This is a genomic window from Sphingomonas sp. M1A8_2b, assembly GCF_053345535.1.
In genome coordinates, this window is the sequence record NZ_JBKFAH010000001.1 from 386,426 (window position 1) to 411,441 (window position 25,016).

Sequence of the window (25,016 nt, forward strand, 5' to 3'; positions counted from 1 at the left end):
CTTGGCGTCGAATGTAGCGGAGCGCAGCGATTACGCAAGCGACGTGGCGCCCCGCCGCATCTTGGCGTTGACAGCGCGAAACCGCCCGCCTAGATCGCGCCCTCGCTGATGCCCCGTCGTCTAATGGTAAGACTGCGGTTTCTGATACCGCCTATTGAGGTTCGAATCCTCACGGGGCATCCAGCGATTCCCGCTTAAGTTGTTGAAAAGGCGGGATGTTCTCCCGTTCCACGCGCGGGCGTTCCCACATTTGGTCCCTCTTGCGGTTTCGATTGGTGGCGAACGCGAGCGAGCGTTTGCGAACGCCGATTGTGGAAGAGATGAATGACCCCCGCCGAAACCTATCGTGCGAACGCAGCCGCCCAGCGCGAAGCTGCTGAGAAAACCACGCTCGCCAATAGGCGGGAAATGCATGAACGTTCTGCTGCGACGTGGGAGTCGATGGCAGATGCGACAGAGGACACCGCAGCGCGGGCGGTCGTCAACGCTGCCGCCAAGGCAGAGCGCTGAGGCAATGATTGCGTCGCGGGGATAGCCTTCGAGAAAGTTGAATGACTGGCAGCTACGCCATCGGTGTTCTACAGACGTTCTATATGCTTGGAGAAAACGAATGAGCGATTCGACGCCGGTCCATCTGCTCGAAGACGGAGACAACGGCCGCCGGTTTTTGATTTACAACAGCTTCACCGGGGTGAATCTGGAGATCCTATATTCCGGCGAGGCGCTTTGGATGACCCAGGCGCAGGCCGCCGACCTGTTCGGCGTTACCGTAGCGTCGATCTCCCGGCACATCGCGAATATCTATGAGGAGGGCGAGCTAGAGCGAGCGGCAACCCTTACAGAAATTGAAATAGTTCGACTCGAGGGCGGAAGGCGGGTCGCTCGCACGATCGAGCATTACAGCTTGGATATGATAATTTCGGTCGGCTACCGAGTGTCGTCGAAGCAGGCCACGATGTTTCGGCGTTGGGCGACCGACAAGCTCGTTCAGTTTGCAACGAAGGGCTTCGTCGTCGATAAATCCCGGCTTAAGGGCGCCGATAGCGGTGACCGAATTGCAGAGCTTCGCGAGATCGTTCGCGAGATTCGAGCCGACGAATCTAACGTATATCGCGAACTTCGAACGATTTGTGCGATGTGTCAGGACTACGACCCTGCCTTAACGCAGTCCCGCGACTTCTATATGCAGATGCAAGCCAAGCTGCTTTTCGCGGTGACGTCCCACACTCCGGCTGAGATTGTGAGGGGCCGGGCGGACGCTGCCGTAGAGAACATGGGCCTGACCAATTGGGCCAACGAAAACATCAGGAAAAGTGATGTATCCACATCAAAGTCATACCTTGCTGATGCCGAGCTTTCCGAACTCAACAGGCTTACGGTAATTCTACTTGATATATTTGAGGACCAGTTGCGCATCGGCAAGCTGACGCTGATGACGGAGGCGGCTTCGCTGCTGGACGATCAACTTCGGTTCCTGAATAGGCAAGTGCTTCGCTCGGGCGGACGTGTCAGCCATGACGCGGCGAAGCGATATGCCGAGGGCCAGTACGAGAAATACAAGCTCGCGCAGAAAGAGATTCGGCATCAGCAAGCCGATCAGGTCATTCGGGCGCTGCGAGACGTGGATAAGTCTCTGCCACGGCCAAAGAGGCCCTCTCAATGAGACCTTAAGCCCCTCACGAGACGAAGCAGCTTATTCGATCGCCTGCGCTGATACGCGAGCCGCGCGGGGTATCATGGGTGAGGAGGCAGGCCGGGGGTTGGAATGGCTGACGCTGAAGCGGCCTGTTCCGACATGAAGTGATTAATTTGCGTGATTGTAAGGCCGTCGATCAGGGCGCTCATTTCCGTCAAATCGGTCGTTATCCCAGGACGTGCCCGCGCGTCGTGCATACGTTGCAGAACCTCACAGTGGTATGCGCGATACGATGTCCGAATCTGTTCGAGAACGGTAAGCTTACCCGGAAGCCACTGACCGAGCTTTTGACACAGGACGTAATAACACAGCGCGCGAGCTGTGCGGCCGTTGCCGTCGCAAAACGGATGCACGTGGTTTACGCCTCATAAGGCATATGCAGCCGCCTGTGGCGCCGACCATGCCGCCCAGTTGGCATGCAGCGTACGGAGAAACGCTTCCATCTCCTCCGGCACTAAACTCCAGTCGCTCGGTCGATGTGCGCCAACCATGACGTTGTAGTGGCGGCGGTACCGGCCTGGCTGCATCGAGATGTATCGCGTAGCGTATGCGTTGAGCGTTGATATGAACTCGTCGTCGATCTCAAGGCCTGCACTACGTTGTGATACCTCGAACGACATTTCTAGAAAATCGAATTGCCGGGCGCGGTTTCGGGTCGAGATAAAGTTGAAAAGGTCGTGCGTTTCATCGACAAAAAATGACATTCAACGCTCCACAAACAAAAAGCCCGGCGAAAACGCCGGGCTTCCCGTAGTTTCGCGAAGGCGAATAGGATCAGGCCACTTCCGCCAGGTCAAGGGCGCGAATGACCGCTTCCTTGGTTCCATTATCCTTCGACGATGCGTTGCCATATACGAAGCTGACGCGTTGAGCGTCGCGCTCCGTGGCGTTCATGCGATGGCCCTTGATTGAATTCAGGGCCTTCTGCAGTTCTTCGGACATAAGCAGCTCCTATCTGGCTGTGGTGCACCAACGATCGGCGATGATGCGTCGTTCCCCTTGACAAACAGTGAATGCCAGTGGGTGCGCGATTCTTTCGCCGTTCGCGGTGGTAGTAAGCGTGTACATTTACTCACTCCCAATCTGCAACAGCGCGGCGCGGCAAGAATGAAAAAATATTTTGTCAAGGCTTGACATTGATGTTTCGCGCTGCCCCCTTCCAATGCTCCTACCGACATAAGAACGCACTAGAAGTTGTCGTTCCGGGAGCATCAGAACACCACAGGTTGGATTTTGCCATCAGCCAGTTATGAGACGAACATTGCCTCAACGATCGCCTGCATCAGCACCCCGCGCGGTACAGGAACGCTGACGGACGTGTAGCCTTGGTTCGCTGCCCGCCTCGTCCCGTACAGTCCGATCCATTGCCGTCCGTGCTGGCGCCAAGCGCGTTGCAACGCAGGCACCGGTAGCAGCACGCAGGTTGCCGCCGGCGCGTAGGCATAAGCGACGAAGTCGAAGCTAACGATGGGTCGGCATCCCCCTGAAAACGCTGCATCGGGCAGTCTCAGCGTCACTGAAGCGCTTTCTGAGGCCGATCATATGTCACCGAAAACAGGGCGAATTTTGCGCCCCTTAGGGGTTGCGGACAGCGTCTTTTGTCAAGCCGCACGATTCTTCCAAAATCGTCATGTGCTACCGGTCGGGAACGATCGATCGCTGCCTGCTGCGCACGGTATGACGACTGACACCGGTGTTCGCCTGGGCGACCGGAGATCGCGCCTAGCTGTTGACCGCGCTGGTTCTTCCAGGTCGGTGTAGCGTCGCTTGGTGTGGGGCGGGGGCCGGGCGGTCGATTATTTTGAACATGGGACGCCAATCACCGACGCAGATCTGAAGCGCCGACTGTCTGGATCTTCAGTTCCGGGCGGAGGAGTCTGTCGCGGTGACCAATCGCGGCAGGGCGCGAGTTTGTCGAACGCGCTCCGGCGCTGCATGCGGTGGGCTGGCACATGAGAGGCGCCGCGGCTGCTATGCGTTCACGCGTATCATAAGCAGAGTGCGCAACGCTCAGATCAGGCGACCACAAAAATACGGCCAGCGGAAATCAAATCCCGCGGCCGCACATACGAATTCAACTTGTCACGACGCCGAAACGACTCGGCGTGGATCCGTGGGTCGATCAGTGGAGGACGACGAAGCCGATCGCAGCCGCCCAACAGATGGACGACATCGACAACAGAACCAAAGCGCCTTTTGCCTTGCGCGCATCCCAGGTCGAGCTCAAATGCATCATCTCTCTCCAGCGGCGATTAGCGCCGTCTTGGTCAAAATGTTCTATTGTGAGATAAACATCAAGATATTTTTGGTCATAAAACCGTAACGGCGCACGATTCCTGTCGCCCTTACGCGCTTCCCATGTCGGTACTATTGTGGATGCGGGGTACCGTAAGGCTTCCCCGGAATGCTGGAGACGAGATGCGATCGGCCCCGCGACCGGCTCTTCTGCGCAGCATAATGCAGGATTTTTTGGTCCGTGTTGGACGGGCGTCACCAGCCCTCGTGCGGTAGAACGGCCCGGTCACGATCGTGGCCGGGCCGCCGCGCCGGTCAGCGACCGACCGCGATATATTTGAAGCCAGCATTCTCGACGACGTCGCGCGGATAGATGTTGCGCAGATCGATCAGGATCGGCTCCGACAGCAACGCCTTGACGCGCTTGAGATCGAGCGCGCGGAACGCGTCCCACTCGGTCACGATCACCAGCGCATCGGCGCCCTCGATCGTCGCATAGGTGTCGGTCTTGAAATCGACGTTCTGGAGCAACTTGGCGGCCTGTTCCATGCCCTCGGGATCGAACGCCTGGACGCGCGCGCCGGCATCCTGGAGCAACTGGATTACCGCGATCGCGGGGCTGTCGCGCATGTCGTCGGTGTTGGGCTTGAAGGTCAGGCCGAGCACCGCGACGGTCTTGCCGCGGACTTCGTCGCCCATCGCCGCGATGACCTTGCGGCCCATCGCGCGCTTGCGGTTCTCGTTGACCGCGACGACCGCCTCGACGATCCGCTGCGGCGCTTCGTAATCCTGGCTGGTCTTGAGCAGCGCCAGCGTGTCCTTGGGGAAGCACGAACCGCCATAGCCCGGGCCCGCATTTAGGAACTTCGACCCGATCCGCTTGTCCAGACCGATGCCGCGCGCGACCTCCTGGACGTCGGCGCCGACCTTTTCGCAGAGATCGGCGATCTCGTTGATGAAGGTGATCTTGGTCGCGAGGAACGCGTTGCCGGCATATTTGGTCAGCTCGGCGCCGCGCCGCGACATCTCGATCACCGGCGAGCTGTTGAGGCTCAACGGGCGATAGATTTCGCGCATCACGGACATCGCACGCTCGTCATGGCCGCCGATAACGACGCGGTCGGGGCGTTTGAAGTCGTCGATAGCGGCGCCCTCGCGGAGGAATTCGGGGTTCGAGACGACCGCGAATTCTGCCGCCGGATTGTTCTCGCGCAGGATCCGCTCGACCTCGTCGCCGGTGCCGACCGGGACGGTCGACTTGGTGATGACCACCGTGAAGCCGCTGACCGCCTTTGCGACTTCGGCTGCGGCGGCAAACACATAGCCGAGATCGGCATGGCCATCGCCGCGACGCGACGGGGTGCCGACCGCGATGAAGACCGCTTCGGCGTCCTTGACGCCCTCGGTCAGGTCGGTGGTGAAACCGAGGCGCCCCGCCTTGACGTTGGTCTCGACGAGCGCCTGAAGGCCGGGCTCGAAGATCGGGATGCGACCGTCGTGCAGCGCGTCGATCTTGCTGGCGTCCTTGTCGACGCAAATGACGTCATGACCGAAGTCGGCGAAGCATGCCCCCGACACGAGTCCGACATACCCAGTTCCAATTACCGCGATCCGCATGGTCGTTTTCTCACATCTTGCGAAGCCTGCACACGCGCAGGCCGTCTATGCTGCACGGCAGCGTGTGGGCGGGTCTGGTGCCCCGTTTCGGCCATTATGGCAAGGCCTGCGCCGGGGCCCGGTCGTCCCAATAGCGCCGTTCGACGCGTCGAAGCGTGCCATTCGACCCCGTCGCACGAGCTTGCTGCACTGCGAAATAAATTGTAAAAATATTACGCTTAACGGGATTTTAACGGCTTTGCTTAGGGTTCGGGGCAGGACTCTCGGTGCATTGCGTAAGTGACGTCATGGAGATGCCCACCGTGCCCAACACAACCGCTTCCGCTACATCGTTCCTGTCGACGCTTGGCGTCAACGGCCATTCCGGCAACGCCAACGGCGCCTATGCGAACGCCAGTCTGGTGATCGCCAGCCTCGACTATCTCGGCATCAACACGGTGCGGGATTCGTTAAAGACGATCGGCACCGGCGGCGCCGTGGTCAATGCGATGGCGGCGTCGGGGATCAAGTTCGACTTCGTGACGTCGTCGGGGTTGCCGGCAACCGGGGCATCCGGACTGGCCGGCTATGTCGCCGCGCTCGACGACTTCCAGGCGCGCCATCCGGGCAGCATCGTCGCGGTCGAGGGCCTCAACGAGATTAACACCCAGCCCTTCAGCTATAACGGCGACGGTTCGCTGACCGCGGCGGTGGCGTACCAGAAGGCACTGTATACCGCGGTGAAGGCCAATGCGGGCCTGGCCGGCGTGTCGGTCATCAACCTGTCGGTCGCGCTCGAAAGCCCATCGGCCTATGCGGCGATCGGCGATCTCGGCGCCTATTCCGATTATGCCAACGCGCATGCCTACACCGCGTCGGGCGGCACCGCCGACAAGGTGATGGAAGACTCGATGGCGCGCGCCGCTGCCGCGGCCAAGGGCGACAAGGTCATCATCACCGAAACCGGCTACACGACGCTGGCGACGGATGCCGGACTTGGCGTCAACCAGAGCGCGCAGGCCAAGCTGACGGTCAATTCGCTGCTCAACGCGTTCGAGAACGGGTCGAGCCAGACGTTCCTGTACGAACTCTTCGACAGCAATCTCAATCCCGACGGCTCCGAGAAGGAGTTCCACTTCGGTCTGTTCAACGTCGACGGCTCGCCCAAGCTGGCGGCGACGGCGGTCCACAACCTGACCAGCCTGCTGTCCTATGTCGATGCCGGCACCGGCACGTCGGCATCGGCGGCGGGCGCGTATTCGCTGAGCGGCCTGCCGGCGGACGGCCATTCGATGGCGTTGACCAAGGCCAATGGTGCGTATGACATCATGGTGTGGCGCGACACCAATCTGTGGAACACCGCCACCCAGACCGAGACGGCAGTCGCGGCGCAGACCGTCACCGTCGATCTCGGCGGCGTCCAGAAGACGGTCTACGTCTACGACCCGCTGAAGGGCACGACGCCGATCGCGACCTATACCAATGTCAGCAAGATCACGCTCGCGGTCGGCGATCATGCGCTGGTGGTCGAGGTCGGGTCGAAGTCGGCGTACAGCGATCCCGTCACCGTCGTTCCCGCCTCGCTGTCCACGACCGCCGACGGCCTCGTCGCGCAGATCGACAAGCTGGCGGGCTCGACCGGGTTGCAGAGCGTGACGCTGACCGGTGGCTCGGTGCTGAGCGTCGCGTCGGTCGCGACGATGCGCTACATGATCGCGAACTACGGCGACGTGCTCGCGAAGGTCTCGGGCGGCTATTCGTTCATGGTCACCGAAACCGGCGACGGCTGGAAGGAAGACCAGTCGTTCGACTCCAAGGGCGTGCTCGTCTCGACCGCCGACTATGGCTATGTCGGCGGTGTCATCTCGAACATCCACACCGAATTCGCGGGCGGCGTGGTTAGCGATCAGAGCTTCACCACCGGCAAGCTGTCGGCGACGATCGTCAACGATCCCAAGGTCGGCCGCACCGTCACCAGCTACGACATCACGACCGGCAAGCCGACCGTGATGGCCGTCACCAACGCCGACGGCAGCAGCGCGGCGACGGTGTACAAGAACGGCATCGTCTCGACCTACACGGCGATCGCGGCGAACGGCTCCAGGATCACCGACACCTTCGATACGGCGGGCAAGCGGGTCAGCGAAGTGACGGTCGACACCGCCAACGTGTGGACGACGTCGCAATTCGACGCGAACGGCGCGGTGACGCGCAAGTTCATCCAGCGCCCCGATGGCAGCAGCGAGGGCTTTTCGTACAACCTGACCGGTCTCGCCTATGCGACCGAGCATCAGGTGGTGAACGCCAAGGGCGTGGTGACGCTGGTCGAGCGATCGCGCGCCGACGGCACGCTGGTGACGACCGCGCAGATTCTGGCCGATGGCGGCAAGGTGTCGAGCACCTACGGGACCAAGGGTCAGGTGCTGACCAGGGTCACCAACGCGGCCGACGGCTCCGTCACGTCGCTGACCTATGATGCCACCACCGCCAAGCTGTCGGCGAGCGTCGTCCAGACCACGGCGGCGACGACGACTATCAGCTACACGGCGGGCGTGATGACCGATCGCACGGTCGTCCGCGCCGATGGCAGCCGGGTGTCCGAAACCTTCGATATGTCGGGCATGAAGACGCGCGAAGTCGACGTCGATACCGCCAAGACCTACACCACGCAGGTCTTCGACGCGACCACCGGCAAGCCGCAGCGCACCTATGTCCAATATGCCGACGGGCGCAGCATCGTCACCAGCTACAACGTCACCGGCAAATCCTACGTCACCGAGACGCAGACCACCGACAAGGCGGGCAAGGTCGTATCGGTCGTGCGCAGCCATGCCGACGGCACGCCCGATTATACCGACTCCTACGCCTCCGACGGCGTCCGCACGACGACGGCCTATGACGCGACCGGGCACAAGCTCAACCAGACGATCACCGCAGTCAGCGGCGCGCGGGTCGTCTCGACCTATGATGCGACGACCGGCAATCTGAAGACCCGGATCGCACAGGCGGCCGACGGCACGATCACCAGCAACCAGACCTATGCCGATGGCGGTCTGGCGAACTCGGAAACCAACGACGGTCAGGGCAAGGTCAGCTATACCTACAACAGTGCGGGCGCGAAGACGTCGCAGCTGCAGACCGATCCCGACGGCACCAAGACCACGACGCTGTACGATGCGACGACCGGTGCGGTCACCAAGGTCTATGTGGCCAATCCCGATGGCAGCAGCGAAACCCGCGCCTACGGCCTGACCGGGCTCGCCTGGACGACCGAGGTCCAGGTCACCGATGCGGCCGGCAAGCAGGTATCGCTGACCCGCAGCGCGGCCGGTGGCCGACTGGTCTCGACCGACGTCGTGCAGGGCTCTTCGAAGGTGTCGACCGCCTATGATTCGCAAGGCCGCCGCCAGACCGAGACCACGGTGACGGGCGACGTTACCAAGGACGGCACGCGCACCGTGCTGACCTACGATCCCGCCACCGCGACGTTGGTGACGCGCGTCGTCCAGTCGGCGGTCGGCGGCACCGTCACCACCAGCTTCAAGGCCGGGGTCGTGGCGCAGATCGTCTCGGTCCTGCCCGACGGCAGTCGCTCGACCGTGACGTATGACGCCGCGGGCAAGAAGATCAACGAGGTGACGGTGGATACCGCCGGCACCTGGACCACGACCGTCCTCGACGGCACGGGCGCGGTATCGAAGCGCTATATCAAGAATGCCGACGGCAGCGGCGAGACCCAGTCGTTCGGCATCACCGGTCAGGCCTGGACCACCGAGCGCAGCGTGTTCGACGCGAAGGGCAAGGTCACCGCGCTGATCCGCAGCCACGCCGATGGCAGCCTGGCCTATCAGGAAGCCAACGCCGCCGACGGGTCGCGCCTGATCCAGACCTATGATGCGACCGGGAAGATCGTCCAGTCGGTGACGATCGCGGTGGGCGGCGAACGCCACACCACCAGCATCGACGCCGCGACCGGTTTCACCACGCGCGACATCGGCCAGCTCGTCAACGGCGACGTCGCGACCTCGCTCTACGAGAATGGTCGTCTGGCGAGCCGCCGCACGCAGCTCGCGGCGGGCGGCAAGATCGTCGAGGCTTATAACGCCGACGGATCGCGCACCGCCGATACCTATACCGCGGCCGGGATCCGCACGACCGGGGTGGTCGTCGATACGGCCGGCACCTGGACCACGTCGCAGTACGACGCGACGACCGGCAAGCAGACCTTCAAATTCGTCGAACGCACCGACGGCACTGCCGAGAACACCATCTACAACGTGACCGGCCATTCCTACGTCACGCAAACCCAGCTGGTGGACGCGAAGGGTGCGGTCGTCTCGGTGTCGCGACGCCATGCCGACGGCACGCTCGATTACACCGAAACGCGCGATCCAGACGGCACGCGCACGCTGACCTATTACGATGCCAAGGGGCGGATGACGAAGGCCGCGACGTTCGGCGCGAGCAATACCGAGACTATCGAATACGACGCGGCGACGGGGACGCTGCTCAGCCGCACCGACGAAAGCGGCGGGATCACGCACAGCCGCGCGTTCGACTCCGCCGGACGGCTCACCAAGGACGTTACCGTCAACGCGATGGGGCAGTGGACGACGCTGCTGTACGATCAGGCCGGCACGGTCACGCGCAAATACGTCACCGCGCCGGACGGTTCGGCGGTCAACACGGTCTACATGCCGGCCGGCTCCGACTATGCGGTCGGCGTGGTGAAGACCGACACGACCGGCAAGACGATCTCGGTCGATCGCACCCGCGCCGACGGCAGCCGCGTCTATGCCGAGGTGAATGATGCGACCGGGCGGACGCAGCAATATTTCGACGTCGCCGGCCGCGAGCAGAGCAAGGTCGTGACCGACGCCGCCGGGCGCACCACGATGAACTTCGATACCGCGAAGGATCAGCTCTATTCGAGCAAGACCGAACTGACTGGCGGCGGCAGCATCGTCCGCAGCTACACCGCGGGCGTGATGACCGGACGGACGACGACGACCGCCGCGGGCGTGGCGACGACCGAAAGCTTTGCCACCGCGGGGCATGCGATCGCCGACGCCCGCAGCGCGGCGACCGGCTACGATGCGATCCTGGTGGGCGGCGTCGGCGGCGTAACCGGTTCGGTGGCGGACGAACTGCTGCTGGTCGATCGCACCGGCGCGACCGTCGCGGGCGGTGGTGGCGACGATCGCTTCCTCGTCACGCTGGGGACGTCGGCGACGATCGCGGACTTCGGTGCCGGTCACGACCTGCTCGATCTCTCGGCGTTCGCCAAGTCGGGGTATCAGCCGATGATGGAAATCTCCGGCAACGACCTGACGGTGAAATACGATCAGGGCGCGACGATCACGCTGACCGGGGCGGCCGCGCACCGACTGGTGCAGACTTCGGCGAGCAGCGGCGTTTACGCCTTCGGCTGACGCTTTGCGGCGCGCCTACCGGTTTAAGCGGTGAAGCGCGCCGCACCGCAACATCCGATTAGGATTTAGGGCTTAACCATAAACAACACCGAATCGGTTTTGTGGAAGATGTTATGACCCCAGTCCGTGTTCCCGCCGTCCGTTTGTTGGTCACCGATCGGGCTGGCGCATGAAGTATCAGGCGATCCAGGACGATAGCGGGCTGGTCGCGCTGACCGCGCTGTTGGCGATCCACCGCATTGCGGTAGATTCCGATCAGTTGCGGCACGGTCTGGGCCATTTCCATTCGCTCGACGCCGATGCACTCGTCCGGCTGGCGGGCGGCATCGACGGTGTCCGTGCCAAGACGCGAACCGCCAAGCCCGAGGATCTCGCCCGCCTGCCGCTGCCGGCGCTGGCGGACGGGCCCGAGGGCTGGTTCCTGATCGGCCGGATGCAGGGCGACGAGGTGCTGATCCAGCGCGCGCACCAGCCGGTCGAAAAGATCGACCTCGCGACGCTCGCGACCCTGTGGTCGGGGACGCTCGTGCTGGTCACCACGCGCGAGAGTGCGGCGCTGGCGAGCAAGGGGTTCGACTTCTCGTGGTTCATCCCGCAGATCGTCCGCTATCGCCGCCTGATCGGCGAGGTGCTGCTGATCACGCTGGCGCTCAACCTGCTCGGGCTCGCCGCGCCTTTGTTCTTCCAGAGCGTGGTCGACAAGGTGCTGGTCCACGGCACGCTGTCGACGCTGTCGGTGCTGACGATCGGCTTCGTCGCGGTGTCGTTCTGGGAGACCGCGTTCGGCTGGCTGCGCACGCGGCTCTATTCGGAAACGAGCCAGAAGATCGACGTCGAGCTTGGCGCGCGGCTGTTCCGCCATCTGCTGCGACTGCCGCTGAGCTATTTCGAATCGCGCCGCGTCGGCGATACCGCGATGCGCGTCCGCCAGCTCGAGACGATCCGCGAATTCCTCACCAACGCCTCGCTGACGGTGCTGATCGACCCGGTGTTCGCGGTCGTCTTCCTCGCGGTGATGGCGCTGTATTCGGTCAAGCTGTTCTTCGTCGCGGTGCTCGCGATCCCCGCCTATCTCGCGGTCGCGCTGCTCGTGACGGGGCCGCTGCGCAGCCGCCTCGACGAGAAGTTCGAGCGCGGTGCGGCCAACAACGCATTGCTGGTCGAGAGCATCGCCGGGATCCAGACGGTCAAGGCTGCCGCGGTCGAGCCGCAGTGGCAGGACGCGTGGGAGCGCCGGCTCGCGGGCTATTCCGCCGCCAACCAGCGCGTCATCGACCTTGGCAACACCGGCAACAACGCGATCCAGCTGATCTCCAAGCTCAACATGGCGGCGATCCTGTATTTCGGCGCGCAGGCGGTGATCGCGCACGACCTGACCGTCGGCGGGCTGGTCGCGTTCAACATGTTCGCGCAGCGCGTCTCGGGGCCTGTGATCCGCATGGCGCAGCTCTGGCAGGAGTTCCAGCAGGTCCGGATCGCGGTCGAGCGGCTCGGCGACGTGCTCAACCACCGCGTCGAGCCGGGCGCCGGCAGCCAGACCGCGCTGCCCGCGATCCGCGGCAGCGTGACGTTCGAGAATGTCCGCTTCCGCTATGCCGACGACGGCCCGTGGACGCTCGACGATATCGACCTGGTTGTCCCCGCCGGCTCGACGCTCGGCATCGTCGGCTCGTCGGGTTCGGGCAAGTCGACGCTGACCAAGCTGCTTCAGCGGCTCTACGTCCCCGCCAACGGCCGTGTGCTGGTCGACGGCGTCGACGTCGCGCAGATCGATCCGGCATGGCTGCGCCGCCAGATCGGCGTGGTGCTGCAGGAGAACGTGCTGTTCAACCGCACGGTGCGCGAGAACATCGCGCTCGCCAACCCCGCGCTGCCGATCGACAAGGTCGTGGCCGCCGCCGAGATGGCGGGCGCGCACGAGTTCATCAGTCGGATGCCGCAAGGCTATGACACGATGATCGAGGAGCGCGGCGCCAATCTGTCGGGCGGCCAGCGTCAGCGGCTCGCGATCGCCCGTGCGCTCGTCACCCAGCCGCGCATCCTGATCTTCGACGAGGCGACTTCCGCGCTCGACGCCGAGAGCGAGGAGATCATCCAGACCAACCTCAAGCAGATGGCGGTCGGCCGCACCGTCATCATCATCGCCCACCGCCTGTCCGCGATCCGCCAGTGCGACCGCATCGTCGCGCTCGAAAAGGGTCGTCTGGTCGAACAGGGATCGCACGACGAATTGCTCAGCCACGGTGGCCGCTACGCCGACCTCTACCGACGCCAGATGGGCGTCCTGTACGGAATCGCCTCATGACCGCGCTCACCCATCATCTGTCGCTCGTCCGTCGCGCCTGGATCGAGGATCGCGCGACCCGCCGCGACCGCCGCATCCCGCTGGAGACCGCGTTCCTGCCCGCCGCGCTCGAAGTGATCGAGCGCCCGGTGTCGCCGACCGCGCGCATCACCACCTGGCTGCTGCTCGGCGGGATGGCGGCGAGCGCGCTGTGGCTGACGCTCGGCCATGTCGATATCGTCGCGACCGCCGAGGGGCGGACGATTCCCGCCGACAGCGTCAAGCTGGTCCAGTCGGTGAGCGGCGGTCTGGTCCGCCGGATCTGGGTGCATGACGGCGACGTCGTCAAGCGCGGCCAGCCACTGGTCGATCTCGATCCGACGCTGTCCTCCGCCGACGAAGCGCAGGCGCGCCAGGCGCTGCTCACCGCCGAGATCGACGTGGCGCGCAACGCCGCGATCGTCGACGGGCTGAGCGGCGGGCGCGGCATCTTCAGCGCACCGCCCGGCACGCCCGCCGACGTGCTCGACACGCAGCGCCGGCTGGTCGCGGCGCAACTCGGCAGCGCGCGCGCCGCCGATGCCGGGCTCGCCGCCGCGCGACGCTCCGCGCTCGCCGATGCGGCGGGTGCGGCGGATCAGATGCGCGCGCTCGACGCCAACCGGCCGCTGATGGAGCGCCAGGTCCAGGCGGTCGAGACGCTGGGAGCGAGGGGCTATGCGAGCGGACTGCGCGTGCTCGACATGCAGCGCCAGCAACGCAGCGAACTCGGCAGCCGCGATGTCGCCGCGCAACAGCGCATGCGCGGGCTGTCGGAGGCGCAGCGGTTCGGCGAGGAACTGAACCATTCGCGCGAACAGGCACGCCAGACCGCGCTCGGCGATCTCGCCAAGGCACAGTCGGATGCGATGCAGCGTCGCCAGGATCTCGCCAAGGCGCGTCAGCAGAGCCGGATGCAGCGGCTAGCCGCCCCGGTCGACGGCACCGTCCAGCAGCTTGCGATCCACACCGTCGGCGGCGTGGTCGAACCGGCCCGCACGTTGATGGTGGTGGTCCCCGACGGCAAGCTGACCGTCGAGGCCAAGCTGCTCAATCGCGATGCGGGCTTCGTTCACGCCGGCCAGCCGGTCGCGCTCAAGCTCGAGGCGTATCCGTTCACGCGGTTCGGCACCGTGCCCGGCCGGATCGTCTCGGTCAGCCGCGACGCGGTGCAGGACGAGAAGGGGCCGTCCTATTACATGGCGCGGATCGCGATGGACCGGCGGACTGTGAAGGCGGACGGACGTCAGATGACCCTGACGCCGGGTCTCGCCGTAACCGCGGATATCCGCACGGGCCGCCGGCGCCTGCTCGACTATATGCTCGATCCGGTGTCGCGCGATGTTTCCGAAGCCGCGCGCGAGCGGTAGGGGGCTGCCAACCGCCGATTGGACTGTGATGGCGCGGCGGATGGCGGGGCGGATCGGAAAAGAATGCAGATGACGGATGTACCCGGAACGATAGCGCGGCGAGAGCGGGACGTTGCCGCCGACATCCTGCGTGGGCTGGCGATCGTGCTGGTCGTCTACGGGCATCATGCCCGGGGCGTGATGAAGACGCTGGATGATCACTCCCGCTGGATGACGGTGCTGAAGGCGATCGATTTCACGCTCTACACGACGCACATGCCGGTCTTTTTCCTGGTCGCCGGCTACAACGCGTTCTTCTCGATCCGCAAGGTCGAGCCCGGCCGCTATATCCGCTCGCGCGGGTGGGCGATCGTCTATCCCTATGTGCTGTGGTCGGTGCTGTTCTGGGCGAGCATGGCGGCGGCGCGGCTGCTGGTCCACGTCAATGGCGACCTGCCGTTCGATGCGCTGCTGCATATCGCGATTCGCCCGATCAGCATCTTCTGGTTCCTGTATGCGCTGTTGCTGATGCAATTGGCCGCGCTGCTCTTCGCCGGCCGCGCCACGGTCGCCGCCGGTGTGACGGCGCTGGCGTTGCTGGCCTTCACCTTCCTGTCCAACGCGCCGCCGACCGACGTCGTCCCGCAGACGATCGTCCACGCACCCTATTTCGTGGCCGGACTATGGTTGGCGCAGCACGGTCGCAAGCTGATGCATGCGATCCGGTCGCCGCTCGGTATCGCTGCGGCGGCCGTTCTGTTCGTTGGCGGCGCGCTGGCGCTGTGGCGGCTGGGCGACATCGTGCCGGTTAGCCTATGGACGATTCCGGTGTCGGTGCTGGGTCTGGCGCTGATGATGACACTGGCCGTCGCACTCGCACGGACCCGACGCGCCGGCCGTCATCTGGCGTGGCTAGGGATGGTGTCGCTACCGATCTACCTGATGCACATCATTGTCCTGCCGATCGCACCGCGCCTGCTGTCGGCGTTGCACCTTCGCAGCGTTCCGCTCGATCTGGCGTTCGGCACGGCGTTCGGGCTTTACGTACCGGTCGTCGCGTTCGTGCTGGCCGAGCGGCTCGGCGTGGCGGACTGGCTCGCCCTGACCGGCAAGTCGCCGTTCAAGCGGCACAGACCCGCCCCATCACCTATCAACCCGTCACCTATCAAATAGCGTCACCAATCAGGTGACGGGCGCGGCGTCGTCCTGGATGCCGCGGCGAAGGCGTCGCTGCCAGGGTTTGCCGCGCAGGAACATGTCCGAAAACGCATAGCCGATCGAGATCGTCGCGAACGACGGACCGTAGCACTGCACCGTGATCGTATAGACGTTGAGGATGAAGATCATCACCAGCTTCGACCGGATCTTGGTGCGGAACGGTGCCATCGCCATGCCGACCATGAACACCAGCCACGGCACCCCCATCATCAGATACGTGCTGAGATAGAAGTTATCGACCGGGACGCCGTATCCCGACATGTCGGTGTACGACATCGGATAGGAAAAGCAGCCAAGCCCGCAGCCGAGGAACAGCCCCGCGGGAAAGAGATCCGACAGATAGGTGAACGGCAGCTGCCAGCTGTTGTTGATCCGGTCCTGCAGGCTGAACAGCCCCGAGTATATCTCGGTCAGGTCGACGCCGCCGAGAACCGCGATCAGCAAGAAGGGAATCGGCACGCACAGGAACGACCATTTGGCGAGATTGCGCTCGATGTCGTATTTCTTGAGCGACGGCATCAGGATCTCGGTGACGAGATAATAGGCGGCGAAGCAGATCGCGACCAGCAGGGCGGACCGGCTGGTGCTGATATGGATCGCCCAGAAGATGACCGGCCACAGCGCCAGGTTGAGCCACTTGGGGATCCGGTGGAACAGCATCAGATACGGAAAGACCACCATGTACGCGGCCATCGTGCTGTCGCCGGCGAGTCCGCCGTATCGCACGACCCCGTCGATCCACCAGACGCGGCCGACTTCCTTGCTGTTGCCGAAGTTCTCGAACTCCGCGCCCGTCCAGGGATAGTCGAAATGGGGCGCGGCGATCAGGCCGGCGATCGAGGCGATCATCAGCGCGATCATCGTGTAACGCACGAACTTGTACTGGGTGATATCGCTGCCGCACAGCGCCAGGCCGACGTAGAACGGAAAGAACAGCTTGAGCGACGAGATCAGCGCGAACGGCGATTCCGACATGAAGATATAGCCGACCATCGCCGCGGTGATCGTGTTCAGGACCAGCAGAATCCCGAACGGCGACCGGTTGCGAAACGCGATGTTCCAAGTGAAATACGCGAACGCCCCGATCGAGAGCAGGTCGGGGACGAACCACAGCGGCGACAGATGAGTCAGCGCGAGCGACCAGCGCAGCACCGCAGTCAACGTATCGCGAAACGCGAACATCAGGAACAGACCGGCTAGCAGCTTGCTCGCCAGCTCTTCGTTTATGCTGGTCGACCAGTTCCGCTGGATCGTCGTCCGCGCGGGGAGCGCCTCGATCAATGTAGCCATCAGCGAATTTCCGCTTCTTCAGTGACGATGACGCCGGCCCGGCCTGGCGCAGGTTGGCCGTCTCCCATACCGGTACTGCCGAAGCGACTCCAGCGTCGGTTGAGAAAGGCGAGCATCGGCTTTTCGATCACGTGGTGGACGATCACCGCCCCGATCAGCGCGCCGACGATCGCGATCGGCAGCAGCAGTTCCGGCGCGCGCGCGAACAGCCCGAGCTTCTGCGCGATCGCCTCGGCGACCTTGATCGCGATCGGATGCGACAGATAGAGCGCGTACGAGGCATCGCCGCCCGCGACCAGCAGCCGGGTCAGGCCGATGGGTGCGGCATGGCGGCCGCCGACCGGCTCGAGTCCCAGCACGGCGGCCGTCATGATCAGCGTCGCCGGGACGCCGCCGGTGACGATCCGCCCGATCGTGTCGTACGCGTCGGTCTGATAGCCGATCACCGCCAGCACCAGGGCGAGCGGGATCATCGCGAGCGCGATCGGGCGGGGGATGCGGACGCCCTTCAGGAACAGGTGCGCAAGGCCGATCCCGGCCAGGAACTCGCCGGTCAGCGGATAGCCCCAGAAACGCAGCATCCGCCAGTCGGCCGGCGTGAGTTGCGCAGCCGCCATCAGGCCGAGGATCGCGGCGACGATGATCGCGATTCCCGCGGTGCGGCGAAACGGCAGCGCGATCGCGAACACCACGTAGAACATCATCTCGTAATTCAGCGTCCAACCCAGCGTGAACACCGGGAAGCAATAGTCGCCGCATACCGGTCCCGGCAGGAACAGGTACGAGAAAAGGATATTCGTCGCGCCCGGACGGGGTGCGCCGGTCGCGATCAGCACGACGAGCGCGAGCGTGGTGAACAACCAATAGAGCGGGGCGACGCGAATCAGTCGGCGGCGCAGGAAGTCGGCGGCCGCACCGGCTTTCCCGAACCGGTCGTGCATCATGTAGTACATGACGAAGCCCGAGATCACGAAGAAGACGTCGACGCCCAGCCCCCAGTCGAACGGCACGAAGCCCCAATTTCCCGCGCGTGCGCCGAGATGCTCGACCAGCGCATGCTGGCTGTGCCCGCAGAGTACGAGGAAGGCTGCCAGGAAGCGCAGGATCTGAAGGCTGTCTATCCGGCCGAGACGCATCGGGAAAACCTTGGTTAGGAATAGCCTCACTGCGGAATGCACCCTGCAACGTCAATTGCGTAAAATTGCGTTGCGGTGCAGCACGACCCGAAACGAGGCAGGTCGTGCGCGGCGGACCGAGCGATTTTCGCCGTATGACGGTAGGGAAGCGGGCAAAGGCGACGTCGCCGTGGGTGGACGTGCGGGACCGAAATCGCCTAGTGGCATGCTGTAGTGCAGTATGACCCGGCAGTCGGCCGGCGATCGGGTTCTGTGCCGATGTCCTAGCGGAGATACCGCCCCCGTCATGTCTGTCTTACTGACACGATTGATCCGCGGTGGCGCGCCGAACATGGTTCTGCGCGGCTCGACGCTGTTTCTTCGATTCGCGCTGTCCTTCTACATCGTCAGCCAGCTCGGGCTGGCGGCGGCGGGCGTCTATGGTCTCGCCATCGGTGCGATCGGCATCGTCCCTGCGACGGTCGGCTGGGGCCTCAACTATTTCGTCTCGCGCGAAGTGGTGGGGCACACCCCCGCGACTGCCGCGCCGCTGATTCGCGATCGCCTGATCATCACCTTCATGTCGTTGCTGGCGGGGACGCTGATCGCGGTGCCGGTGCTGATCTGGCAGACCGGCCAGATTACCGAAACGCAGATCCTGATTCTGATCCTGCTCTGGCTGGAGACGGTCGCGCTCGACATCTACATGCCGATGATCGGGCTCGAGCTTGCGCTGTTCGCGAACGTGCTGGTGTTTGTCCGTTCGGCGCTGTGGATCCCGATCGTCGTGGCGATCGGGTTCGTGCTGCCTGCGCTGAAAACGCTCGACATGATCTTCATCGGCTGGATTCTCAGCCACCTGCTCGCGATCGGCATGCTGTTCGTCTATCTCCGGCGCTGGCCGATGAAGGCGGGCTTGCGCGAAGAGAAGAAGCTAAGCGTTCTCGTCAATCGGGCGCGTCGTGCGTGGTATATCTATTTCAGCGATCTCGGCATCGTCGGGCTTGGCTATGCCGACCGGTTCATCCTGAACGCGCTGCTCGGGCTGGTCGCGACGGGTATCTACAGCTTTTATTTCTCGATCACCAACGCGCTCCAGACATTGATCTCGACTGCGGTTGTCCAGCTTGCGCTGCCGCGGATGGTACGCGCGTTCCGCGGCGGCGATCCGGCCGAGTGGCAGGCCGAGCTGCGTCGTCAGATGATCAAGACGATGACCTTCGCCGCGGTGTTCAGCGTCGGCATCTTCCTGGCGACGGAGATGATCTTCTACGTCGCGCCGGCGGGGCGTTTCCCGGTGTACCGCGTGCTGCTGGCGATCATGTTGCTGGCGGCGACGATCCGGTCCGGCTCCGACCTGCTCAACGTGTCGATTACCAGCATGGGCCGCGACCGGATGTACGCGGTCAACAACGTCGCCGGCGTGATCGTGGCGATCGCGTTCGGCACGGGGTTCATGTATTTCTTCGGGCTGATCGGGGCGGGGGTGTCGGCCGCGGCCACCGCCAGCACGCTGTTCATCGTCCGTTTGCTTTATCTGCGCCATGTGCTCGCCAAGATGAAGCAGCCCGACCCCGCCGCCGCACTCGGCGTGGGATCGGCAACGGAGATGCCAAAGCCATGACCGAGACGCACAAGACAGCGGGCGGGGCGACATCGGGCGGGGCGACATCCGCCTGGGCGACATTCTCCGAGCATCTCCGCGGCGATCTGGTGCGTGTCGCCAAGGTCGGCGGCCAGCGGCCGGGCGGCGCGTTCTTCGTGTATGCGTGGCTGTTCCTGCCGGGCTTCCGCTTTATTTTGCAGCACCGTATCCAGCGCTTGCTCGCCTCGATCCCGGTGGTCGGCCGGATCGTCGCGCGGGCGTATTGGGCGCGGACCTGTCGGCGATCGGGATCGGAGATCGCGGCGATCGCGACCGTCGGTCCCGGCTGCTACATGCCGCATCCCTATGCGATCGTGCTGGGCGACTGCACGCTCGGCCGCAACGTCGCGGTCCTGCAATGCGTGACGATCGGCAAGCGCGGCGACGATGCGCCACGCGGCCCGATCATCGGTGACGATGTCGAAATCGGTGCGGGGGCGACCATCCTCGGACCGATCACGATCGGCCACGGCGCCAAGATCGGCGCCAATTCGGTGGTGCTGAAGGACGTGCCGGCGGGTGCGATCGCCGCCGGATCGCCCGCGCGCATCCTCGGCGGCCCGAAATGATCGCCGACACGACCGAAGCCGCCGCGACCGTCGGCCGTGGTCTTCGCGTCTTCTATGTCGGCGCCGGCGATCCGGTCGATCCGCGATCGGGCATGGACGTCGTCCTGCGCGCGCACATCGCCGAACTCGCCGCCTCGCCGGCGATCGACCTGTCGGGTGTCTTCGTCACGCTGCCCGCCGATACGCCTGCCACCGCGTTCGGCGGCGTCACGGGCTACCGCGCGGACACCAAGTCGCCGCCGAAGGGTCGCAAGCTCGCGCATCTGCTGTCGGGCAAGCTGCTGATGAGCATCGGCTTCGTCTCGACGCCCGCCCGGCGCGCGATCCGCGCCGGGCTTGCCGCGAAGCCCGATCTGGTGGTCGTCGATCATATCCAGGCGCTCGCCAACGTCTCGATGTGGCGGCTCGTGCTCGGGCGCATCCCGTTCGTCTTCATCGCGCACAACGTCACGCCCGCCACGCTGGTCGACGGCGCGCGACTCCGCCGCTCGCGGTTGTCGGCGGCATTCCTCCGCGTCGAGGCGGTGCAGGCGTGGCTGATCGAGGCGCTGCTGCTGAAGCGCGCGCGGCGAACCGTGTTCATTTCCGACAGCGATGCCCGCCATTACCGGGGGCTGACCGGCGAACGGGGTGTGGCGCTATGCCCGGTGATCGATCGTCCGGTGCCTGCCCCGGCCGTACTTCCCGATGCGTCGTCCGCCGACAGCATCGATCGCCGGCGAGTCCTGTTCATCGGCAGTCCCGGCTTTCCGCCCAATCGCGCCGCGATCGACTGGATCACGCGCGAGCTTGCGCCACGACTGCTCGCCCTCGGCGCGCCCGCCACGATCACCTTCATCGGCAAGGGCACGCGCGATCACATCGGTCCGCCGGCCGCCAATGTCGAAACGCTCGGCTTCGTCGCCGACGAGGAGATGGAGCGGCTCCTCGGCGCCTGTCTGTGCATGCTGAGCCCGGTTGTCCACGGCAGTGGCCTGAAGATCAAGATGCTCGAGGCGTTTGCGGCGGGTGCGCCGGTGGTGGCGACGCCGCTGTCGTTGCAGGGCTTCGAATTCATGGGCGTCGCGGCGACCCTCGATCCCGATCGTCCCGATGAGGTCGCGCGGCACATCCTGACGCTGGCGCGGAACCCGGCGGCGGTCGATGCGGCGCGGACCCAGATGCGCGCGCGCTGGGCCGCGCATACCACACGCCGCGGTGGCGCGCTGGTCGAGACGCTGGTCGCGGCACGAGCGGGGCAGCATCGATGACGGAAAGAGGGGCGAGCATCGTGAACCAGCCGCGCGATCGCGACGAAACCGCCGGTTCGACCCCGGTGAAGACGCGGGTGCTCGATCCGAACCTGTCGATCTATCTCGACCTGCTGCGCCTCGTTGCCGCGTTCGAGGTGGTGCTGGGCCACGCCCGGCATTTCGTCATGCCGCGTCTGCCCGGCTTCATTTCGGGGCATACCGGCGAAGCGGTCGCGGTGTTCTTCGTGCTGTCGGGGTTCGTGATCGCGTTCGTCGCCGAGGAGAAGGAGCACAGCCTCCGCGCCTATGCGACCGCGCGCCTGTCGAGGCTCTATTCGGTGTGCCTGATCGCGCTGCTGTCGGGGTTCGTCTGCGACATGATCACGCGGCGATACGGCATCGTGCCGTTGACCGATCACAGCTTCTACGACCCCGCCTATCTGACCAACCTGCCGTTCTCGCTGACCTTCACCAACGAACTCTGGTTCAGCCACCGCGTGTTCGGCAGCAACGAGCCCTATTGGTCGCTCGGCTTCGAGGCTGCGTATTACGTCATTTTCGCCGCGTTCTTCTATCTCGGCCGCGTTCGTGGTGCGGTGATCGGCGTCCTGCTGATGCTCGCATTCGGGCCGAAAATCGTCGCCTATATGCCGATCTGGGTGTTTGGCCTGCTCGCCTACCGGTACATCCGCGCCGGCCGCGTGACGATGCCGAAGCGGCTGGCGCTCGCCGCGTTCGTCGCGACGATCCTCGTCTATTTCGTCGTCAAGCGGACGATGGAGCATTGGGCGTGGCCGATGTACGAGGAAGCCGATCTGGCGCAGCTCGCCAAGAGCTTCGTGTATTTCGCGCTGGTCGGCGGACTGGTCACTGTCAACATCGTCGCGTTCCGCCGCGCGAGCGAGGGGCGGACGATCTTCCCCGCCGGGCTGGCCCGCGCGATCCGCTGGTTGGCCGGAGCGAGCTTCACGCTCTACCTCGTCCACCAGCCGTTCTTCATCATGATCGCCTCGGTGTTTCCCAAGCTCGGCGCGAGCCGCCTGGGCGGACCGGCGGTCATCGCCGCGGCGGTCGTCCTCGCGTTGCTGATCGCCGAAGTGTCGGAGCGTCGCAAACGCGTGTTCCAGCGCGCGTTCGGCACGCTGCTCGGCGTCCGATCGGCGCGCGACACCAAGCTCGTACTGTAACAAAACAAATATTAGTTAAGACGCAAGCAACTATAGAATAACAGCAATTTTTCAATGCATGCCACCTAGATCGGGCCAGGGTTTAGGGTTTCGCCCGCACTAGGGAACAGATGGTGGCAACGGCACATAACGCAGCATTTTTCGCCGATCCGGCCGAGCGTCGCTCCGACGCGCGTGTGTCGTTGGCCCGCACCGGTACGCTGCGCCTGAGTGGCGACACGACGTCGCGCGAGATCCGCATCGCCGACCTCAACCGTGACGGCTGCCGGATCGTGTCCGCACTGCCGTTGCTGCTCGACCAGCGCATCGCGGTCGGTATTCCCGGCGTCGGCCTGCGCGACGCGCGGATCACCTGGGCCGGCGAGCGCGACTATGGGTGCCACTTCGATCGCGCCTTGCCACCCGGCAGCGTCACCGCGGCGATGACCGACAACGTCTATGATCTGACCACCGTCGCTGGCGTCATCCATCCGCCAGGCGCCTTCAAATGGCAGTTTCGCGGGCGGCTCATGCTGCTCGGCGTGCTCAGCCTGGCAGGATGGACCGTGATCACGTTGGCGATCGAGCGCCTGCTGGCCTGACCGCTCGGGCTTAAGCTTCGGCATTTTACACCGTCGGCGGAACCACTGACCGACCGGGTCGGCCAGTGGTTCCCGCACCCTACAGCATGCGGTAGCGGATGCCGGCACCGTTGCCCGTCAGCGACACAACGACCGGGCGCGAGCCGACCGGGATCGTCGTGTCGCGCGGGCCGTCCGGCGAACAGATCTGCCGATAGGGCATTGGCGCCCCGCCCAGCTGGAGCTCGGCCTTCTGGACACCACGATCGGTCCACGCGATCAGCTTGCGCGATTGGCCGTCGTCCATCCTGACCACGGTCAGACCCGGCTGCGGACGATCGATCCGCCAGCTTTTAGCACGCCCGATCAGGCGGCTGACGTCGCGCATCATGCAGGCGGCGGGTTTGGGCTTGTAGTCGTAGGTGAACAGCCCGAAATTCTCCTCGTTGTCGCTCGGGTTCTGACCCTGGTCCTTCAACTGGTAGATCCACACGCCGCGCATCCACGGCGTCGCCGCGGACCACAGCAGGAACTGGGCGATGTTGTTGCCCGAATCGTTGCGCGCGATGTCGCACGGTCCGCCCTGCGTGGTCGGCCAGCCGATCTCGGTGACGTAGATCGGCATCGCCCGCCCGCCGCGCATCCGCATCTTCGCGTTCAGCGCCTGCATCCGTGCGATCGCTTCGGCGGCGGTGCGGTTTTCGGGGCGTTCGCAGTGGTTGTAATAATGCACCGACAGGCCGTCGGCACCCTTCAAGCCACCGCCGCCGGCGACCGAGTGAACCCATTGCCAGTCCGCATCGGTGCCCGCGGCGCCGGACAGGACGGTGGCGTTCGGCTGGCTCGAGCGGATCGCCGCGGTGGCCTGCGCAGCAAGCCGGGCATAGGAGGGGCCGCCGCGTGGATCGCCGGGCGCGGCGGGACCGATCAACTTGCCCATCGCCGGCGCGGCATTGAGGTTCCACTCGTTCCAGATCTCGTAGATCGGCCGCCGCCCCGCCGTCTGGCGCGCCGCATCGCCGGCAAAGTTCGCAAACGCCGCGCGGCCTGCGTCGGTGACCGGCACGCCGTCGCCGCCGATCGCCGGATTGGGATGATCGAGGATGAACAGCGGCCGCGCCTTGGTTACCGCGAGGAAAGCGGCGAGGCGGGGACGCATGCTGCCCGGCGCGTTCATGCCCGCGTTCTTGAAGCCCGCCCAGGTCAGGTCGTCGCGGAACGACGAGGCGCCGACCGTCTGGATCGCCTGCGCGCTGCGGACCGGATCATAGCCATATTCGCCGCCGATCCCGAAATGCACGCCGACGCCGAGTATCAGCGGGACCGATCGCGGGGTCAGCGGCCCATCGGGCAGCGGTCGCAACGGGCTGGACGAAGACGCCATCGGCGCCATCGAGGCCAGCGCCACCGCACCGCCGACCAGACCGCTTACGGCAAGCCCGGCGCGCGCCAGCAGAGTCCAGGAGGACCGCGCCGGCCTCGATGTTGGAGACTTCCAGTACCGTGACTTCGGGGATCGGATAGATGGCATATGCTTCTCCTCAGCCCCCGGAATCGCGCCTTACCGTC

The 25,016-nt window shown here is 64.6% G+C and carries 17 protein-coding genes, 1 tRNA gene and 1 pseudogene; 12 read left to right on the forward strand and 7 right to left on the reverse strand.

The annotated features are described in order from the left end of the window. The first annotated feature begins 109 nt into the window (after positions 1 to 109). From ACLBWL_RS01980 to rhuM, 3 genes are all read left to right on the forward strand, one after another. Positions 110 to 183: transfer RNA gene (locus tag ACLBWL_RS01980), tRNA-Gln, on the forward strand. 141 nt (positions 184 to 324) lie between these two features. Beyond that, a complete protein-coding gene (locus ACLBWL_RS01985; RefSeq protein WP_447789767.1) occupies positions 325 to 510 on the forward strand; it encodes a hypothetical protein in 186 nt (61 codons plus the stop codon). A 100-nt stretch (positions 511 to 610) separates the two neighbouring features. Further along, the gene (gene rhuM, locus ACLBWL_RS01990) at positions 611 to 1,663 is read left to right on the forward strand and encodes a RhuM family protein (protein WP_447789769.1); all 1,053 of its coding nucleotides are present in this window, start codon (positions 611 to 613) and stop codon (positions 1,661 to 1,663) included. A 71-nt stretch (positions 1,664 to 1,734) separates the two neighbouring features. Here rhuM and ACLBWL_RS01995 read toward each other — a convergent pair. The 4 genes and pseudogenes from ACLBWL_RS01995 to ACLBWL_RS02010 all read right to left on the reverse strand — a co-directional run. Further along, positions 1,735 to 2,052 (reverse strand): annotated as a pseudogene (locus tag ACLBWL_RS01995) (Fic family protein); the annotation flags it as partial. 9 nt (positions 2,053 to 2,061) lie between these two features. Then, positions 2,062 to 2,400, reverse strand: a complete 339-nt coding sequence (locus ACLBWL_RS02000; RefSeq protein ID WP_447789771.1) for a hypothetical protein — start codon at positions 2,398 to 2,400, stop codon at positions 2,062 to 2,064. Between the two features lie 70 nt (positions 2,401 to 2,470). Next, on the reverse strand, positions 2,471 to 2,638 hold the full coding sequence (locus tag ACLBWL_RS02005) for a hypothetical protein (RefSeq protein WP_447789773.1): 168 nt from the start codon (positions 2,636 to 2,638) through the stop codon (positions 2,471 to 2,473). A gap of 1,608 nt (positions 2,639 to 4,246) precedes the next feature. Beyond that, on the reverse strand, positions 4,247 to 5,548 hold the full coding sequence (locus tag ACLBWL_RS02010) for a UDP-glucose dehydrogenase family protein (protein ID WP_447789775.1): 1,302 nt from the start codon (positions 5,546 to 5,548) through the stop codon (positions 4,247 to 4,249). A gap of 302 nt (positions 5,549 to 5,850) precedes the next feature. Between ACLBWL_RS02010 and ACLBWL_RS02015 the strand changes: the two genes are divergently transcribed. The 4 genes from ACLBWL_RS02015 (at position 5,851) to ACLBWL_RS02030 (ending at position 15,804) form a co-directional block, all read left to right on the forward strand. Then, positions 5,851 to 10,959: a beta strand repeat-containing protein gene (locus ACLBWL_RS02015; RefSeq protein WP_447789777.1), complete on the forward strand. Its 5,109-nt coding sequence runs from the start codon at positions 5,851 to 5,853 to the stop codon at positions 10,957 to 10,959. A 169-nt stretch (positions 10,960 to 11,128) separates the two neighbouring features. Then, positions 11,129 to 13,264, forward strand: coding sequence for a type I secretion system permease/ATPase (locus ACLBWL_RS02020; protein WP_447789779.1), 2,136 nt, complete (start codon positions 11,129 to 11,131; stop codon positions 13,262 to 13,264). Then, positions 13,261 to 14,652, forward strand: a complete 1,392-nt coding sequence (locus ACLBWL_RS02025; protein WP_447789781.1) for an HlyD family type I secretion periplasmic adaptor subunit — start codon at positions 13,261 to 13,263, stop codon at positions 14,650 to 14,652. The genes ACLBWL_RS02020 and ACLBWL_RS02025 overlap by 4 nt, the downstream gene beginning before the upstream one ends. Positions 14,653 to 14,715: 63 nt before the next feature. Beyond that, positions 14,716 to 15,804 carry an acyltransferase family protein gene (locus ACLBWL_RS02030; protein ID WP_447789783.1) on the forward strand — a complete coding sequence of 363 codons (1,089 nt, stop codon included), beginning with the start codon at positions 14,716 to 14,718 and terminating at the stop codon, positions 15,802 to 15,804. 9 nt (positions 15,805 to 15,813) lie between these two features. On the opposite strand, the gene ACLBWL_RS02035 is transcribed toward ACLBWL_RS02030, so the two are convergent. Together ACLBWL_RS02035 and ACLBWL_RS02040 are read right to left on the reverse strand one after the other, a co-directional pair. Further along, positions 15,814 to 17,139: a hypothetical protein gene (locus ACLBWL_RS02035; protein WP_447789785.1), complete on the reverse strand. Its 1,326-nt coding sequence runs from the start codon at positions 17,137 to 17,139 to the stop codon at positions 15,814 to 15,816. After that, on the reverse strand, positions 17,139 to 18,275 hold the full coding sequence (locus tag ACLBWL_RS02040; protein WP_447789787.1) for an acyltransferase family protein: 1,137 nt from the start codon (positions 18,273 to 18,275) through the stop codon (positions 17,139 to 17,141). The genes ACLBWL_RS02035 and ACLBWL_RS02040 overlap by 1 nt, the downstream gene beginning before the upstream one ends. A 286-nt stretch (positions 18,276 to 18,561) precedes the next feature. Between ACLBWL_RS02040 and ACLBWL_RS02045 the strand changes: the two genes are divergently transcribed. The 5 genes from ACLBWL_RS02045 to ACLBWL_RS02065 all read left to right on the forward strand — a co-directional run bounded on the left by ACLBWL_RS02045 (position 18,562) and on the right by ACLBWL_RS02065 (position 23,468). Next, positions 18,562 to 19,878, forward strand: coding sequence for a lipopolysaccharide biosynthesis protein (locus tag ACLBWL_RS02045; protein ID WP_447789789.1), 1,317 nt, complete (start codon positions 18,562 to 18,564; stop codon positions 19,876 to 19,878). Further along, a complete protein-coding gene (locus tag ACLBWL_RS02050) occupies positions 19,875 to 20,468 on the forward strand; it encodes a serine O-acetyltransferase (RefSeq protein WP_447789791.1) in 594 nt (197 codons plus the stop codon). Before ACLBWL_RS02045 ends, ACLBWL_RS02050 begins: the two co-directional genes overlap by 4 nt. Continuing rightward, positions 20,465 to 21,718: a glycosyltransferase gene (locus tag ACLBWL_RS02055; protein WP_447789793.1), complete on the forward strand. Its 1,254-nt coding sequence runs from the start codon at positions 20,465 to 20,467 to the stop codon at positions 21,716 to 21,718. Before ACLBWL_RS02050 ends, ACLBWL_RS02055 begins: the two co-directional genes overlap by 4 nt. 20 nt (positions 21,719 to 21,738) lie before the next feature. Continuing rightward, entirely contained in the window at positions 21,739 to 22,887 is a 1,149-nt protein-coding gene (locus ACLBWL_RS02060; protein WP_447789795.1) for an acyltransferase family protein, read from the forward strand. A 113-nt stretch (positions 22,888 to 23,000) separates the two neighbouring features. Beyond that, positions 23,001 to 23,468: a PilZ domain-containing protein gene (locus ACLBWL_RS02065; RefSeq protein ID WP_447789797.1), complete on the forward strand. Its 468-nt coding sequence runs from the start codon at positions 23,001 to 23,003 to the stop codon at positions 23,466 to 23,468. Between the two features lie 79 nt (positions 23,469 to 23,547). Here ACLBWL_RS02065 and ACLBWL_RS02070 read toward each other — a convergent pair whose 3' ends face one another. Continuing rightward, on the reverse strand, positions 23,548 to 24,978 hold the full coding sequence (locus tag ACLBWL_RS02070) for a glycosyl hydrolase family 17 protein (RefSeq protein ID WP_447789799.1): 1,431 nt from the start codon (positions 24,976 to 24,978) through the stop codon (positions 23,548 to 23,550). Positions 24,979 to 25,016 lie beyond the last annotated feature (38 nt).